The sequence below is a fragment of the Psychrobacter pocilloporae genome (genome assembly GCF_029872915.1).
Classification (GTDB): domain Bacteria; phylum Pseudomonadota; class Gammaproteobacteria; order Pseudomonadales; family Moraxellaceae; genus Psychrobacter; species Psychrobacter pacificensis.
In genome coordinates this window covers 17,412-32,086 of sequence record NZ_PGFT01000002.1, presented here as the reverse complement: position 1 = coordinate 32,086, position 14,675 = coordinate 17,412, and the positions used below count along the sequence as shown (strand labels likewise).

14 protein-coding genes and 2 pseudogenes are annotated in these 14,675 nt (G+C 40.8%); 5 read left to right on the top strand and 11 right to left on the bottom strand.

Translation table 11 applies throughout. From position 1 onward, the window contains the following. Positions 1-38: 38 nt before the first annotated feature. The gene (locus CUR83_RS13295; RefSeq protein WP_025652654.1) at positions 39-263 is read right to left on the bottom strand and encodes a helix-turn-helix domain-containing protein; all 225 of its coding nucleotides are present in this window, start codon (positions 261-263) and stop codon (positions 39-41) included. A 404-nt stretch (positions 264-667) separates the two neighbouring features. On the opposite strand from CUR83_RS13295, the gene parA reads away from it, so the two are divergent. Beyond that, entirely contained in the window at positions 668-1,306 is a 639-nt protein-coding gene (gene parA, locus CUR83_RS13290) for a ParA family partition ATPase (RefSeq protein WP_025652655.1), read from the top strand. Positions 1,307-1,309: 3 nt separating this feature from the next. Next, complete coding sequence (locus tag CUR83_RS13285) at positions 1,310-1,519, top strand: plasmid partition protein ParG (protein WP_025652656.1); 210 nt, start codon at positions 1,310-1,312, stop codon at positions 1,517-1,519. A 199-nt stretch (positions 1,520-1,718) separates the two neighbouring features. Here the strand turns inward: CUR83_RS13285 and CUR83_RS13280 are convergent. From CUR83_RS13280 to CUR83_RS13260, 5 genes and pseudogenes are all read right to left on the bottom strand, one after another. Then, positions 1,719-1,841: pseudogene (locus CUR83_RS13280) on the bottom strand (cation diffusion facilitator family transporter); the annotation flags it as partial. Between the two features lie 86 nt (positions 1,842-1,927). Next, on the bottom strand, positions 1,928-5,068 hold the full coding sequence (locus CUR83_RS13275) for an efflux RND transporter permease subunit (RefSeq protein WP_284719856.1): 3,141 nt from the start codon (positions 5,066-5,068) through the stop codon (positions 1,928-1,930). Then, on the bottom strand, positions 5,058-6,287 hold the full coding sequence (locus tag CUR83_RS13270) for an efflux RND transporter periplasmic adaptor subunit (RefSeq protein ID WP_284719855.1): 1,230 nt from the start codon (positions 6,285-6,287) through the stop codon (positions 5,058-5,060). The genes CUR83_RS13275 and CUR83_RS13270 overlap by 11 nt, the downstream gene beginning before the upstream one ends. A gap of 1 nt (position 6,288) precedes the next feature. Continuing rightward, positions 6,289-7,614 carry a TolC family protein gene (locus CUR83_RS13265; protein WP_093071103.1) on the bottom strand — a complete coding sequence of 442 codons (1,326 nt, stop codon included), beginning with the start codon at positions 7,612-7,614 and terminating at the stop codon, positions 6,289-6,291. A gap of 48 nt (positions 7,615-7,662) precedes the next feature. Further along, on the bottom strand, positions 7,663-8,073 hold the full coding sequence (locus tag CUR83_RS13260; protein WP_198013336.1) for a cation efflux protein, CzcI-like: 411 nt from the start codon (positions 8,071-8,073) through the stop codon (positions 7,663-7,665). A 335-nt stretch (positions 8,074-8,408) separates the two neighbouring features. On the opposite strand from CUR83_RS13260, the pseudogene CUR83_RS13255 reads away from it, so the two are divergent. Both CUR83_RS13255 and CUR83_RS13250 read left to right on the top strand, forming a co-directional pair. Beyond that, positions 8,409-8,525, top strand: a pseudogene (locus CUR83_RS13255) (transposase); the annotation flags it as partial. 126 nt (positions 8,526-8,651) lie between these two features. Then, positions 8,652-8,981, top strand: coding sequence for a four-helix bundle copper-binding protein (locus CUR83_RS13250; RefSeq protein WP_093071101.1), 330 nt, complete (start codon positions 8,652-8,654; stop codon positions 8,979-8,981). A gap of 335 nt (positions 8,982-9,316) precedes the next feature. Here the strand turns inward: CUR83_RS13250 and CUR83_RS13245 are convergent, their stop codons facing one another. Then, the gene (locus CUR83_RS13245; protein WP_007115209.1) at positions 9,317-9,781 is read right to left on the bottom strand and encodes an NUDIX hydrolase; all 465 of its coding nucleotides are present in this window, start codon (positions 9,779-9,781) and stop codon (positions 9,317-9,319) included. Between the two features lie 231 nt (positions 9,782-10,012). Between CUR83_RS13245 and CUR83_RS13240 the strand changes: the two genes are divergently transcribed. Beyond that, the gene (locus tag CUR83_RS13240; protein ID WP_101204374.1) at positions 10,013-10,600 is read left to right on the top strand and encodes a recombinase family protein; all 588 of its coding nucleotides are present in this window, start codon (positions 10,013-10,015) and stop codon (positions 10,598-10,600) included. 697 nt (positions 10,601-11,297) lie between these two features. On the opposite strand, the gene CUR83_RS13235 is transcribed toward CUR83_RS13240, so the two are convergent. The 4 genes from CUR83_RS13235 to CUR83_RS13220 form a co-directional block, all read right to left on the bottom strand. Further along, positions 11,298-11,660 carry a DUF3817 domain-containing protein gene (locus tag CUR83_RS13235; RefSeq protein ID WP_087813587.1) on the bottom strand — a complete coding sequence of 121 codons (363 nt, stop codon included), beginning with the start codon at positions 11,658-11,660 and terminating at the stop codon, positions 11,298-11,300. 332 nt (positions 11,661-11,992) lie between these two features. Beyond that, positions 11,993-12,700, bottom strand: a complete 708-nt coding sequence (lspA, locus tag CUR83_RS13230) for a signal peptidase II (RefSeq protein ID WP_284719854.1) — start codon at positions 12,698-12,700, stop codon at positions 11,993-11,995. Positions 12,701-12,841: 141 nt separating this feature from the next. Beyond that, positions 12,842-14,122 (bottom strand): c-type cytochrome biogenesis protein CcmI, encoded by a 1,281-nt coding sequence (gene ccmI, locus CUR83_RS13225; protein ID WP_025643930.1) that lies wholly within the window; start codon positions 14,120-14,122, stop codon positions 12,842-12,844. Continuing rightward, complete coding sequence (locus tag CUR83_RS13220) at positions 14,119-14,601, bottom strand: cytochrome c-type biogenesis protein (RefSeq protein WP_020443538.1); 483 nt, start codon at positions 14,599-14,601, stop codon at positions 14,119-14,121. Before CUR83_RS13220 ends, ccmI begins: the two co-directional genes overlap by 4 nt. Between the last annotated feature and the right edge of the window lie 74 nt (positions 14,602-14,675).

Sequence of the window (14,675 nt, the reverse complement as noted above, 5' to 3'; positions counted from 1 at the left end):
TACTTTTAAAGGTGATAATGTCTTATGAGCGAAGGTGTTCACTCAGGCGACTCACTGCTGTCCTCATTTATGATTTCATATAAATCACCAACATTGATTCTAAGATACGTGCATAAAGACTCGATGACATCTAGATCAACTCGGGTGGCTTCTTCATGATACATGCGAGTAATGGTGCCACGATTGATGCCAGTATCCCTTGCGACATCGGCAATTTTAAGGCGTCTTTCGCCCATGATGGTCGATAAGTGACACTTCACCATAGTGGTTTCCTCATTAACGATTGGTGGTTTTGATTGGTGAGCAGATTATAACGAATATGAGTGGCTAACGTATTCCTTTTAGTAGCTCAAATTGATATTCAACAGCGGTAATTTACCTGGTAGTAGGCAGTTCGTTATGCTGTCTTTGATACAGGACGTCTATCATGATGGATATACGCTAGTTAGAAAAGGTGATGCTATTTTTACTATGAAGTATTGCTATTAGTAGTAATGTGACGTACATTTTTAGTTATACTTATATACTTATATACTTATATACTTATATACTTATATACTTATATACTTATATACTTATATACTTATATACTTATATACTTATATACTTATATACTTATATACTTATATACTTATATACTCAATACATACTACAGGGATCTGTATTTATGAAGGTAATCGCGGTATTAAATCAAAAGGGTGGCAGCGGTAAGACTACCATCGCAACGCATTTGGCTCGTGGCTTACAGCTAAAAGGCCATAGTGTTTTGTTGGTGGATAGTGACCAGCAGGGCAGTGCGCGTGACTGGAGAGCAGTTGATGAAGACAATCCGGTACCGGTGATTGGGCTCGACAGACCAACACTTGATAAAGATTTAAAAAACGTCTCTGATAAAGATTATGTGGTGATCGATGGATCGCCGCAAGCTACTAGTCTGGCTATTTCTGCTATAAAAGCGGCTGATTTTATATTGATTCCGGTGCAGCCGAGCCCCTATGATATCTGGGCGACCAGCGATTTGGTTGATTTAGTGCAGCAGCGTATTGAGATGATGGATGGCCAACTAAAGGCAGCCTTTGTTGTCTCACGCGCCATTCAAAATACCAATATTGGTAAAGAGGTTGCAACCGCGCTGCTTGATTATAATATTCCGGTATTAGAGACCAGAGTGATGCAGCGAGTTGCTTATCCTAATAGTGCTGCCCTTGGTAAGACAGTATTTGATACCGAATCGCCTAGTAGCAATGCGATACAAGAGATAACCGCATTGGTCAGTGAGATTCAAATATTTTTTGGTGAGGAGTAAGTCATGAGTTTATCAGCAGGTCGTCCTAGTAAGAACGTTAAGGATCAATTGGCTTTATCGGATGTGACGGACAGTCCCAAAAAGACGGTACGCGTGAATTTTAATTTAGATGAAGATAAACACATTGCGCTCAAGCGGTACGCGCTTGAAAGCCGAAAAACGGTGACTGAGTTGTTGACTGAAATGATTGAGGAAAAGTTGGTTGAGCGATAGGTATAAAAAAGGGACTTTCCTAAACTTTGTGTAACTTCTTATACCCTATTAGCAAATAGAAGTTACACAAAATCCAGGATGGGCTCGTGGTCGATGCCTATTCGTAACTGGACGTCTGCTCTGAATCGTTTTATGATTATGTTTGATGACCGTATCAGCAAGCATTTAATCTAAACGGCAGTTACACAGAATTCGGGATGGTCTCAAAAGCAGCGACAACTTCTACTATTAAAAAAGTAGTCGTTAAACCTAAGGCAACCATTAACTTCTTACTATTTTCTTCAGTAACAACCGCATGGCTATGATCATGATGTTCTGACATAAAATATTTTCCTTATTCTATTTATGATGAGCAGAGATATTGGATAACAGCCAATATCTCTGCTGTAAATCGACTAATCTATTGGATTAAGAAACTTTTTTTTCATTTATCCAACGATAAAGCACGGGTAACAGCACCAAAGTTAGTAATGTTGAAGAGATAATCCCGCCAATCACTACGGTTGCCAGTGGCCGTTGAACCTCAGCCCCTGTTCCGGTTGCCAGCGCCATTGGTACAAAACCCAGTGAAGCCACACAAGCTGTCATCAACACTGGTCTTAAGCGCAAAATAGCCCCTTGCCACACGGCTTTATGCACTGGATATTTGTCCCTTAATTCCTTAATAAAGGTCAGCATTACCAGTCCATTGAGGACTGCAACACCAGATAAGGCAATAAAGCCAATTCCAGCTGACATCGATAATGGAATATCCCTTAGCCAAAGGAACAGCACACCACCGGTCAAGGCAAAGGGTATCCCGGTAAAGACCAATAGACTTTCTTTGACATTGTGAAAGACCGCCATCAGTAAAATAAAGATAGTGATTAAAGCCAGTGGAATCACGATTTGCATCCGTGCTTTGGCTGAAGCCAAATTTTCAAACTGACCGCCATATTCTATCCAATAACCACTTGGCAAAGTGTATGCTTTGAGCTGTGTCTGTACATCAGAAACAAAAGACCCTAAATCACGCCCTTCAACATTCGTTGTAACCACAACTCGGCGTTTACCATTTTCTCGACTGACTTGGTTGATTCCTTCAATGGTCGAGACTTGCGCGACATCCGACAATAAAATACTGCCACCATTTGGAAGCTGAATAGGTAACTGGGAAACAGATGCGACACTACGGTCTTGCTCTCCAAGACGGATAACAAAATCAAAACGACGATCGCCTTCTAAAATCTCTCCCACGCTTTGTCCACCAATATTGGTTGCCACAAGGTCTTGAATTGAACGCACACTCAAACCATATTGTGCAGCCAAAGTTTTATTTACCTCGACATTCAGTAATGGCAAACCTGAGGTCTGCTCAACTTTCACGGCACTGCTACCCGATATTTGCTGAATGATTTTGGAGATTTTAGTCGCCTCAGTATTGAGGACATTCATATCATCACCGAAGATTTTCACACCAATATCACTACGCACACCTGAGATCAATTCATTAAATCGGAGTTCAATCGGTTGTGAAAATTCACTATTATTGCCTGGAATCGTGGCTAAATACGTCACCATACGGCCACGTAATTCATCTAAACTTTCTTTAGGATTTGGCCATTCTGAACGAGGCTTTAACATGATATAGCCATCTGAAATATTGGGTGGCATGACATCTGTTGCAACCTCGGCTGTACCCGTTCTGGCAAATACTGCCTTAATTTCAGGGAAACTCTTTAAAAGAAGTTTTTCAGTATTCTCCTGAATACGTAAAGACTCTTCTAAGCCTGTACTTGGTGAACGTAACTGTTGTATCGCAAAGTCTCCTTCACTGAGCTGTGGTGCAAATTCACTGCCGAGTTTGGTACTGATAAATCCCGTAATCACTAATAAACACAGTGCAAAAGTCAGCACAACTGCTTTGTATTGATACGAAATATCAAGAGTTTGCTGATATTTAGCTTTTAGCCATAACATCCAACGACTTTCTTTTTCTTGAATATCGCCTTTGACCCACAATGCCACAGCAGCAGGCACAAAGGTGATCGATAAAATAATGGCTGCAACAAGGGCGAGTACCACTGCCAATGCCATCGGATGGAACATTTTTGCTTCCACACCACTTAAAGCAAAAATCGGCAAATACACCACCAAAATAATAAGCTGACCAAAAATAAGAGGACGACGTGCTTGGCGGGCAGCCAGAAAAACTTCCTTAAAGCGTTCACTTTGTGTGAGAGGTCGTTTTAACAGTTGCTGTGTATGGGCTAAACGCCGGATACAGTTTTCGACAATCACCACAGCACCATCGACAATGATGCCGAAATCGAGTGCACCTAAACTCATCAGATTGGCACTGATATTTTGCTGTGCCATCCCGGTTAAGGTAAACAGCATAGAGAGTGGAATGACACAGGCAGTAATCAAGGCAGCACGGATATTCCCTAAAAACAGGAACAGAATGATGATGACCAGGATTGCTCCCTCTACCAAGTTTTTCTGAACGGTTTTAATCGCCTTCTCAACCAAGATAGTACGGTCGTACACCGTTTCAATCACTACCCCTTTAGGCAAACTATTCTGAATATCTTGAAGCTTGGCATCCACAGCTTTAGAAACAGTCTGGCTATTTCCACCCATCGCCATCATGACAACCCCTAAAACGGTTTCTTTGCCGTTATAGGTTGCCCCACCGGTTCTTAAATCATGCCCAATAGAGACTTGCGCAATATCACCAACCCGAATTGGGCTGCCATTTGGGCTACCCAGCATGGTGTTCTCAATATCAGAAAGCCCATTGAATGCACCCGGTACACGTACCGTCAGTTGCTGACCATTGTCTTCAATATAACCTGCACCTCGGTTCTTATTATTTTGCGCTAAAGCCTGTTGCAGTTGTTCTAATGAGATATTCAGTTGCTGCATCCGGTTTAAATCGGGAGAGACCACATAGGTTTTTTCAAAACCACCAATACTGTTGACCTCTGCAACTCCCTTAACACGTTGCAGTTGAGGACGCACAATCCAGTCCTGAATCTCACGCAAATCCATCGGCGTGTATGCAGTTCCATCCGGCTTTTTCGCATTCGGATCTGCCTTCAGTACCCATTGATAAATCTCACCGAGACCCGTAGAAACGGGGGACATCGTCGGTGCGATTTGTGCAGGCAACTCAGATTGCGCCTCCTGTATCCGTTGGTTAATCTGCTGACGGGCCCAATAAATATCAGTCCCATCTTTAAAGATAATGGTGACTTGAGAGAGTCCATAACGGGATATGGAACGGGTAAGCTCCAGATCCGGAATGCCAGCCATGGCATTTTCAATGGGATAGGTAATCAGCTGTTCGACTTCAAGCGCAGTAAAACCCTTGGCTTGAGTATTAATCTGGACTTGGGTATTGGTAATGTCAGGAACAGCATCAATCGGCAACTTCTGATAACTATAAATACCCACTGCAATCCAGGTACAGGCAAAGAGCAACACCCAAATCGCATTTTGTATGGAAAACTGAATGATTCGTTCGAATAAACCTTCTGGTTTTGGCAGATCAGAATTAATGTCCATGGCCTGCCTCGTCTTTTTCTAATTCAGACTTTAATAGAAAACTGCCATCCGCAATGTATTTCTGCCCTTCAGTTAATCCAGAAATGACTTCTAGCCATTGCCCATCCTGACTGCTCACGCCCACTTCTATTGGCTGTGCTTTAAGATGAACCAGTCCCTTTTCTTCAGACTCAATCACAAATACCACAGGTTTTCCTTCAACCTGCTGTAAGGCTTTTTTCTGGACTCTTAACGCTGTTTTTGCTTGTGCATCAGTCACAAAAACATTTACCAAAACATTTGGACGCAGTACATCCGCTTGTGTGGTGACTTTGGCACGCACTTGTAAACGTCCAGTTTGTAAATCTGCCTCTGGATTCAGCGTTTGTACTTTTGCTTGGTAATTTTGATCAGAACCATTGGTTTTAAAGTTTAAAATTTGCCCTACTTGAAGTTGAATATTTGAGGTATTTGGTAGATTAAATTCCAACCAAAGGTCTTTTAGATTTTCAATCACAAAAAGCTGATCCGCCAGTTGCACATTTTCACCGACCACAATATCTTTTTTACTGATCACCCCAGAGATCGGTGCTTTAATCAGAAAACGCCCATTGTTATTGCCACTTGCACCTAATGCATTTAAACGTGCTTGTGAGGACTGGACAGTAATCTGCGCTTGACGGTAGGCATTTTCGGCACGCTGGTAATCCTGTTTGGCAGAAACCCCCTGTGACCAGAGTTGCTGTTCGCGCTGGTAATCTTTACGGGCCAAATCCAGATTCACCTGTGCCATACGCAGATTTGCCTGTTGGTCGATCAGTTCAGGCACGGTTAGTACAGCCAGCGTTTGTCCTTTTTGCACGCTCTGTCCTAAAGCCACATTGATCTGCTCGACATAACCACTAAAATTAGGCGATATATGCGCTTGTTGATCGGTATTCACCACCAATTTACCTGGCAGGGTTGTCAGCTTTTCAACCAATCCTGTGGATGCAACAGCAACTTTTAAACCTTGTTCAACCATTTGTTGGCTGGTCAGTTGTATTTCGCCTTCTTCAGCATGTCCTTCTTCAGAACTATCTTCATCAGAATATTCGGCATTTCCCTCATCATAACCACGCCCCTCAGATTCAGTTTTTTTTGAACTTAACCAAATAGCCAGACTGACCAAGACCGTAATCAGAATCAAAATTGCAATCATGAGAGACTGGGATATTTTTCCGTTTTGCTTGGCGTTCATTTTATCGTGCTCCCCCATTGATTAAATTTTGCGATGCTTCGACTGCCTTTTTATTCAGTTGTGTATAGGCATCCGAACGGCTAATTTCTTCATAACTTGTGCCAATACTGAGTGCCTCAGCTGCTAGGGCAGTTTGCCAAGCTTGACGTAGAATTTGTAATTGACCCAATCGAAGATTCTGCAGTTGGGTGGTTGCTTGCTGAACGTCGGTAATGGACAGTTTCCCTGCCTGAAACCCTAGTAAAGTACGGCTCTGAACTTTGGTCGCCAAAGTAACTTGTGCTGTTGTGGCATCGAACTGGCTACGTAAACCTTTGAGCTGATGCATGCTGTTGGCAATATCGAGTATTTGTTGCTTCAGCTCACGCTGCTGCTGTTGGTTCAGCAATATTTGCTGTTGCTGGACCATCGGGATCGCATATTGCTGGCGATTGAAAATATTCAGTGGAATAGCCACGCCGATTGCTAAAGTCGTATCGTTGCTTTCATTAGGGGTTTTGCTACGTTTCATGCCTACATTTAAAGTCGGATTGGGACGTGCCTGAATTCTTAAATTTTCAATTTGATGATCCGATTGCTGAATGTTCAAGGCATAGAGTTTTTCTAGCCACCCTTCAGCAATATACCGTTGCACAGTTTGGAGACTTTGCTCTGGCCAAGGGATAGCGGTTTTATTCAATTGAAGATGTGAAGATGTTTCTCCCCCCCACAAATTAGACAGCTGACGACCGGCAGCTTGTTTATTCAGCATCGCTTGCTCATAAAGTCGTTGGATTTCTAGCGCTTCAATTTGGGCACGCTCAAAATCAACCAGGGCAATACTGCCTGCCTGATAGCGTTTCTGGGCACTGTCCAGATTGACTTTACTTGTTTTTAACTGTACTGAATAAGCAGACTGCTCAACCTCAGCAAGTGCAAATTGCGACCATGCAAATTTAACAATCAGTTGGCTTTGTGCCTTCCATAATTGCTGTTGCAATTGGATTTGTTGATTCGAGGTATTGGCAATCACCCGGTTCAGCTTACGCTGACCAAATAGATCTAGAGGTTGACTAACGCCAACATTGAATTCCTGTTCTTGACCTGAGCCAAAGCCAGACTGTTCTAAACTTATACTTGGATTCTGCCATAACCGACTTTGCTGAATATTCAATTCAGATATTTGCTGAACTTGTTGCCACGGCTTGTCTTGAGTCTGGTAACTTTGTACTTTTGCTAAAGCGGATTCAAAGCTGGTAACGTTTTCAGCATAGCTATATTGCATAGCCGCTGCACATATACAAGCAACCAAGCTATGACGCAAGAGTATAATTGATTGTGAAGACATGATTTTTCCCACTTATTTAAATAATAAAAGTGGTGGGAATGTTTTAGGCTACCCCACCATGAGCGGGGAAAATTCGGGAGGTAGGCTTTGTTGAAACAGGTCAGGAGCCTGATAGCTGTTTTTCCAATGAAATTGTGGATTCACTTTAACTTCAGAGCTTGGATGAAACACATCTACTTTTTCATTTTGTACAATCAAATGCATCATCGATGGTAGATGATCTTGATGATCTTCACCGATTTCTAAATCGCTACTGAATGTTTTTATGTTTTCTGACTGTCCATTATGATCGTGTTGACGACTATCGCTGGCACACAAGGTATTTTGGTGATGACCAAAATGATAACTCTGCTGTGATTGAGGCTGTTGTTCATGGACACAAAAGGCCGCCGCCACATTCCAAAAGCTTTGGAACATGAACAATCCAACCAAGACTGTAATCCATGTAGTAGAACGCATCATCATAACAACCGAAAAATTTGTACCAAGTATAAGGCTTAGAGCCACTCCAAGGTCAAGCTTAATAAATTAAATTAAACATTCAATGAACACTGAATAGCCGGCACTTTTGCAAATTTACCTTGTCTCTATAAGCTCACATCAATTTCAGGTAAGAATAACAATAGATAGTGAACCGTACCGGGTTTGTCGGAGACTTTTTATTTAAGTTAGGCCACCTGACCTAACGGGTTAATCTTATCATTGTACATTGCTTCAAACTCAAAAGGCAATTTCCATGAGAGTTTCCCAAACTTTGTGTAACTGCTTATAATCCACTAACAGGAGAATAAGCAATGACTAACCAATCTGACATCAAGAAACTGGCTGAGCAAATGGCCAGCAGCATGAAAAGCTTCGATGACATCAAAGACTTTCAAAAGCAGCTCATGCAGTCCTTCATCGACACTGCATTTACACTCTCCTAAAACCATTTAACAAAATCTATGACTATTTTACTTCCCTTACATAATCGTCCTAGTGTATATCTTTTTTTTTGATTAGCCTATTCCTAAATCAATTGACTTTAGGGAAGTATGATGAACGATATCCAATTTTCAGATTGCGCAAAGGCATGTATGAACTGTTACCTTACCTGTGCCAGTTGTGCAAATGCCTGTCTAAAAGAAGAAAATCTGGAGATGATGCGAGAATGTATTCAGCGTTGTCTAGATTGTGCAGATATTTGTCAGCTCTGTGCTCGTATGCAGCAAACAGAATCTCCTTTTATGAAAGAAATTTGTGAGCTTTGTGCCAAGGTTTGTGAATACTGTGCAGATGAATGTAGCCAACATGAGCATCAATACTGCCAGCAATGTGCTGATGCTTGCCGTGAATGTGCCGTCGAATGTCGAAAAATGGTTGCCTGATAAATAAAAGAATTAGTTGAGTTTAGGATTTACTCAATGAATAGCCAACGTGTTAGTTGTTAGTGGGTCAAACCACTAACAACTCGCAAAAAATGGCTGAATTTGTGGACGTTGTTTTTGCGATTCGATCCAAAGAGAGTACTTTGATTGAACGCGCATGAGTAAATCAGCACTAATACCTAAAGCATCGTGCAAACGTAAGGCTACATCGGCTGTTACTGGGAGGGTGTAAATAATTCTGTGTAAATACAGTTTTATTTACACTCTCAACTGTATTTACACAGAATTATTTACACCCTCCCCCTGGGGTATAGAATATCGAACTTTCTTACTTTTTAGAGTAACTCAGCTGCTTGTAATGCTATTTCTTTAACATCTAAGCTAAGGGCTAAATCTGCATTGATCAAATCTTCAATATCGAAAAATCTAGCTTCTAGGGCGTCATCACCTGCTAGAGGATCACCAGAAACCCAAATACAAAGTACGGCTACAAGAACAAAATGGTGACGCAGCTTACCACTACTATCAAAGTCAAACGCGTCTACAGCGTTAAATGTCTTAAAGGCTTTTGATACAATGCTTGTCTCTTCATAAAGTTCACGAACGGCAGCATCTTTAACAGTTTCCCCACGTTCAATTTTACCACCGGGAAAACCCCATCGACCTGCATCGGGTGGGTTAGCACGGCGTACTAAAAGCACCTTTCCATCTTTAAAAAGTACTCCAATAGTAGCTACTATTGGACGTAGGCTCTGTGGTTCGTATTGTATTATAGGTTCATTACTTAGTATATTAGACATAAAAACTCAATTGAGAATAGGACATAGAGGATAGCTTAATATTCAAGTCCTCACTAGGGAACCGAACCAGTGAAAGCGCCTGACAATCTACCATTAGACTATACCCAAAACATAAAACCTCTAAATGATAAATAAACTATCATTAGACTTGTTTCTATTATTAAATGATAGTAATATCTTGATATTATCAATGAACATTATTTATTGAGTCTAAATAATAGAGGTAGTGTTATGAGCGTTCGTATTTATGTGAGAGCAAGCACTAAGGATCAAGACGCTAAGAGAGCCTTATCTGACTTGATTAGCTTTAGCAAAAGCTACGATGATAGCTATGCTGAATATATTGAGCATTTCAGTGGTACGAAGCTCGATAGACCCGCACTCACTCTGTTACTCAATGACGCTGAAGAAGGAGATATTCTACTGGTTGAAAGTGTGGATAGATTAAGCAGGCTATCTCAAGATGATTTTGCAATCTTAAAGCAGCGCATTAAAGACAAGGGCTTACGATTGGTGGTAGCTGATCTACCAACCACGCATACGGTCAGTGAAGGTATGACCGGGGATATTCTCAGGGTGATCAACGATATGTTAATCGACTTATTAGCCACAATGGCAAAGCTTGATAACGACAAGCGTAGAGAGCGTATCAAGCAGGGATTGGCTAACAGTGGCTATAAGCCCACTGGTAAAAAGCCTAATACAACGAAACATAATCGTATTATAGAATTAAACAGTCAAAACAATATGACAAAAGAGGAAGTAGCTAAGGCAGTTGGTGTTGGGGTAGCTACCGTTTATCGCGTATTAAAAAAGTAGTTAGTCATCAGTAGCAGCTTAGGTATAGCTTTTTTATTCAACACTAAGTATTGAAATTAAGTATTTAAAATGTTTTAAGTAAAGACATGTAAAAACGATTCAGTTGACAAGAGTTCAAGCTATTTTTGACAATATTTTGAGTATTTTGAGTATTTTGAGTATTTTGAGTATTTTGAGTATTTGAGTATTTGAGTATTTATGATCATATTTAGTGAGAATGGCCATAATCTAAAGCGGGCTGTATAGACTCTTTTTCAGCACGCTTATCGTCTTACTTTTCGGTGAAAGCCTTCAGATATGGTTTAGTAAACACAATCACCTAAAGTAGTCTGTCAAAAGTAGTTCCATCATATCAGTCTATTTTAAGTGGTCTATTAGTTGATAAGTGAACCTAATTAGGTAGTACCTTTGAGGCATACCCTACGATAACAGGAAATCCATCGCGGATGACAAAACCTGTTTAGCTTTTAAACAAGACGGGTTTGTCGATAGTATGTAAGATAAGTTGGAAAAGTAACTAGAGTGTAAGACTATTCATACTGGGTCTGAATCAAAGTTTTATTGTGATTAATTTCTGCTCAATATTATTCATTTGTCGCCATGATGAGTGATGGCGGCTTGTAATTTAGTTAGGAAAAATAATCTTGAGTAATAATATACGTTTGTATCATTTGTATCATTTGTAGCAGAGCTTGTTCTAGGCTTCTTTACTTACACTTTTCTGTAAGTTATTTTTTAGTAAATGATCGAATATAAATGGGCCAAAAGGTAAGAGTGAGCCGAGTACGCCCGCAGGTATTGCCCAAAGAGGCATTTTCATTTTGATAGCTGAGCCTATAAGTATTATGATATAGGTAATAAACAAAATACCGTGTGCCATACCGATGTATTTCACACCTTCTGGAATATCCAGCATATATTTTAGTGGCATGGCGATGAAGAGCAATAATAAGAAAGAGGTGCCTTCTAGGTAGCCTATAAGGGTAAGACTTTTTAACGCGGTCTCTTGTTTTTTTCTAAGGCTGTGAATTTTTTCAATAGTTGGCTGAGCCTGTGACACTATATTTTCCTTTTGTTATTTCAATAAATAATTTAGGCGGTATTCAATGTCTTTATAATAATGGCCCTGTCCAGAGCTTTGAAGTACTGGTTTTTGTCATCTACCACTTAGCACGTCACGCCTTCGTCTAGCCACTTCAAAATCATCCTGCGTTCACTCGCATACAATTATGCATTGGGTTTTGGGATATAGAATGAGAGAGTATTTGTATTAATCATATATCACCTTCCAGTTCACATTTTATAAACATACTCAAGTATAAAAAGTATTTTTCCGTATAGAGTGACTATGACGCTAGTTCTTTTTATTTGTACTGATCAATATTCACTTGTTTATTCATTACGCTTACTTTCCAAAAATATCATATCAATTATAATCAACGCTACACCGACACAGACACCTATATCTGCAACATTGAAAAGAGGATAATTCCAGACATCAGCATAATGCACATGGATAAAGTCAACCACTTTACCAATTCTTAAACGATCGATTAAGTTGCCAATCGCACCACCAAGCATTAAGGCCAACCCCATAGATAATAGCTTGGCTGCACGTGGCGCTTTGATTAAATAAACCGTTAAAAAGATAGCCATTACAAAAGCTAAGCCTGAGAAAAACCATTTCTGCCAACCGCCAGCGTCGGCTAAAAAGCTAAATGCTGCCCCATAGTTATAAGCGAGTGTCCAGTTGAGAAATGGTTCAATGACCGGTACGGGGTCATTGAACGCTAATGTGGTTTGGGCCAACCACTTAGTCCATTGATCAAGTATTAATACCATTATCGCCAACAAATACCAGATAAAAGCGCGACTGCCATTGGCAACCATTTTTGGCATTTTGTCCAACTTATCTTTAGGTGTTATTGAGTTGCCTGAAGTCACGTACATAGCTTTAGGCGTATGATTCATGGTTTTAGAGTCAATCGATTGATGAGTACTACTCACAGCTATAGGTACTTTATTGTCAGCAATATTAGTACTAGCCGATTCAACGCTATTCAATTTAGTACTATCTAATCTGTCGGTAGATTCAGTCATAGTTGTTTTCTTTATCTGTGTTTATACAATGAACAATGTTAAACGTATATGTTTTTGGTATACGACTATTAATCGCGCCACTTTTATAAACGGCTCCACTTACCGCTCTGGTGTTATGAAACTTACGGTAATAATTTTTTATTAGGGAATCTGTTGATTGATTTCAACATTAACCTGAGTCTGTTCAGCGCTAATCACTATAGGATTACCCGATAAGTCGCCTGACTCTGCTATGGCATTACCGCTATGACTAATACGAGCAACGACTGCTAACTGAGTTTTGTCACTACGAGCTGAATTTAACGTGCGATCTGGCATCATCGCATCAAGATTGCTTAAGCGGATACTAGCCTCACCTTGCTTGATAATACTAATGGGTAAACGTTTGGCGGCAAACGGTGGACCTCCTTTAACGTCACGTATCGCAACAAACAACACATCATCAGCTTTCACTAACGGTAATAAATTAGCGTTAATTTTCACTGTCACGTCAATACCTTCTAGCGCTTGCTTTTCTTGCGTGCTAACGTAGTTGCTTAACTCATCTAAGCTTGCTAAAGCTTTAGTATGATCACCTGGTTTGGCCACAATGCTGCCTTGTAAGCGTTTAATCCAACCTTGCGCTTGGGCAAAGTTACTACTACGAGTCTCACCCATTGCCATGAGCATTTGAGCCCGTTCATGCTGCGGATTCTTAGCTAATATAGCTTGTAATACACGGCGAATATTGGCGTCTAACTGACCTTCATTAACGAAAAAGCTAGTCTGAGCATAAGTGGTGGCGATTTCTTCATTTTCAGGAGCTAAACGATAGGCACGAGATAAGGCTTCCAGCGCAGAATCAGTTGCCTCCATAGATAAGAAAAGCTCGGATAGGCGCATCCAGCGATTAGGATCATCAGCATTACGATGAACATTGGTTTGCATGGCGCTAATCAGTTGACGACCATCTTCAAACGCCCATGATGGCGGCTTGTCAATTTTAGCTGTCAATAGGTCGTCAGCCACTTGTCCTACTTTGTCCTCAGCTGTCCACAAATCAAACACGGGCGTACGATTGCCTATTAGTAAATACGCCATTGCAGCCAATATTGGGATCCAAGCTGCGACAATTAAACGGCTTTTGACATCAGGGGTGACCATAGGTGTTATCTGACGCTGCACATCTAATAGCTGACGCTCCAGTTCCAGCTTTTGATTTTGATAATGGCTATTATTAATAGTACCGCTGTCTTTATCTGTTTGTAGCTCAGCTAAACGTTCGCGAAATACTGCAACATTAATATCTAGCAGTTGATTGTCTATTGGTTTGGACTGCAAACGCGGTGCTCGTAGCCATGGCATAATAGCAATCAGCGCAAATATAAGAGCAATCAGCAAGCTTAGAGTTACAAATAAGCCAAAAGTAGAAAATAGAGTCATTTTTTGTCCTCTAGGCTAGTAATGTCGTGGTCGACACTCTCAGCTTGCGATAATAGACGATCAAGCTCAGCCTTTTCCGTAGAGGTCAAGGCAGCAGTACTGTTCACTGTGACGCCGCTTTGACCACGGGCAACAACTTGGCGACGCTTACTTTGCCAAAACCAACCAATAATTAAGACGAGCAATAATAGTGGTGGAAAAAACCATAGGATCCATGTTGATGGTCGCATAGGCGGCTTGTAGCTAATAAAGTCACCGTAGCGCTCTTGCATATAGACGCGTATTTCAGCATCACTACGTCTATCTTTAATTAAATCATAGACTTTTTGCTTTAGATCCTGTGCAATCGGTGCATCAGAGGCTGCAAGGTTTTGATTTTGGCATTTTGGGCAGCGAAACTCTTCTATTAATCCACGATACTGAGCTTCTTGCTGTGGTGAGTCAAAATCGTATACGTCAATAGCTGCGTTTGCCGTCATGTTAAGCAGACACGCTAGTATTAAGCTTGCTAGTTTTAAAACTATATTGGGTTTTAGTTGAGGAGCTCTTATTC

Coding starts and splice junctions, on each gene's coding strand:
- CUR83_RS13295 (WP_025652654.1), bottom strand. CDS start 263: ATGGTGAAGTGTCACTTATCGACCATCATGGGCGAAAGACGCCTTAAA.
- parA (WP_025652655.1), top strand. CDS start 668: ATGAAGGTAATCGCGGTATTAAATCAAAAGGGTGGCAGCGGTAAGACT.
- CUR83_RS13285 (WP_025652656.1), top strand. CDS start 1,310: ATGAGTTTATCAGCAGGTCGTCCTAGTAAGAACGTTAAGGATCAATTG.
- CUR83_RS13275 (WP_284719856.1), bottom strand. CDS start 5,068: ATGGACATTAATTCTGATCTGCCAAAACCAGAAGGTTTATTCGAACGA.
- CUR83_RS13270 (WP_284719855.1), bottom strand. CDS start 6,287: ATGAACGCCAAGCAAAACGGAAAAATATCCCAGTCTCTCATGATTGCA.
- CUR83_RS13265 (WP_093071103.1), bottom strand. CDS start 7,614: ATGTCTTCACAATCAATTATACTCTTGCGTCATAGCTTGGTTGCTTGT.
- CUR83_RS13260 (WP_198013336.1), bottom strand. CDS start 8,073: ATGCGTTCTACTACATGGATTACAGTCTTGGTTGGATTGTTCATGTTC.
- CUR83_RS13250 (WP_093071101.1), top strand. CDS start 8,652: ATGAACGATATCCAATTTTCAGATTGCGCAAAGGCATGTATGAACTGT.
- CUR83_RS13245 (WP_007115209.1), bottom strand. CDS start 9,781: ATGTCTAATATACTAAGTAATGAACCTATAATACAATACGAACCACAG.
- CUR83_RS13240 (WP_101204374.1), top strand. CDS start 10,013: ATGAGCGTTCGTATTTATGTGAGAGCAAGCACTAAGGATCAAGACGCT.
- lspA (WP_284719854.1), bottom strand. CDS start 12,700: ATGACTGAATCTACCGACAGATTAGATAGTACTAAATTGAATAGCGTT.
- ccmI (WP_025643930.1), bottom strand. CDS start 14,122: ATGACTCTATTTTCTACTTTTGGCTTATTTGTAACTCTAAGCTTGCTG.
- CUR83_RS13220 (WP_020443538.1), bottom strand. CDS start 14,601: ATGACGGCAAACGCAGCTATTGACGTATACGATTTTGACTCACCACAG.